Raw genomic sequence first — 1148 nt, forward strand, 5'->3', positions numbered from 1 at the left:
CGACCGCGACTTCCTCTCGACCGCTCGACGGGGGATCTGACATGACCACCGCCCTGGCCGCCCCTCACGCCGCCGCCGTCGACGCGGGACGCTCCGCCATCGCCGCCGGGGGCAACGCCCTGGATGCCGCGCTCGCCGCGGCCGCGATGCTCACCGTCGTCTACCCGCACCAGTGCGCCCTCGGTGGTGACGTCATCGCGCTCGTCCGTCGCCCCGACGGCTCCACGACCGCGGTCGTCGCGGCCGGGACCGCACCGGCGGCCATCGCCGAGGCCTCCGCCTCCTGGCGCGAGATTCCCCGCGCGGGAGCCGCTTCGGTCACCGTCCCGGGCGTGCTCGCCGGGTGGCGCGCGATCGCCGAGCTCGGCGCCGCCCTGCCGCTGGGGCGCGCTCTGGAGTCCGCCGCGGACGTCGCCGAGAACGGGATCCCGGTCAGCGCCGGCCTCGACCGTGCCCTCGTCTCGCGCGCCGACGCGATCCTCTCGGACCCTGGCCTGCGTGCGGTGTTCACCCGCGACGATGCGCTGCTGGTCGAGGGGGACGCCCTCGTCCAGTCCGCGCTGGCGCGGTCGCTCCGGCACCTCGCCGACGACCCCGACGCCTTCTACCGCGGGGACATCGCCCGCTCCCTCGTGCGGACACTGCGCGCCGGGGGCGGCACGCACACCGCGGAGGACTTCGCCGGCTACTGCCCCGAGGTCGTCGACGCGCTCAGCGAGCGGATCGGCGGCGCCGTGTGGAGCGTGGCTCCGCCGCCCTCCGTGGGGGCCGTGCTCCTGGGCGTCATCGCCGCCGCCGAGGGCGACCCGGGTGCCGCTGCCCTGCTGGAGGCCAGCGTGCGGGGAGCGCACGCGCGGGGCGCCCACTTGGGCGATCCCCTCGCCGGGCCGGTCGATCTCGCGGCGCTCCTGGCGCTGCAGGGCCCGGCGCCCGGCGGGCCGGGGGAGCCGCGCCCGCAGGGCGACACCGCCGCGGTGGTCGCGATGGACGACGAGGGCTACGCCGTGACCATCGTGCAGAGCGTCTACCAGACCTTCGGCTCAGGGCTGCTCGACCCCGAGACCGGCATCCTGCTCCACAACCGGGGGAGCGCGTTCTCGCTCGACCCGTCCTCGCCCGCGGCCGTCCGGCCCGGCGCGCGCCCGCCC

Annotated in this window: 1 protein-coding gene; it reads left to right on the top strand. The window is 77.5% G+C overall.

From position 1 onward, the window contains the following. Positions 1-41: 41 nt before the first annotated feature. On the top strand, positions 42-1148 hold a 1107-nt coding region (locus tag LQV45_RS34470), incomplete at its 3' end, for a gamma-glutamyltransferase (RefSeq protein WP_230012387.1).

Source organism: Microbacterium sp. Bi128 (assembly GCF_918698205.1).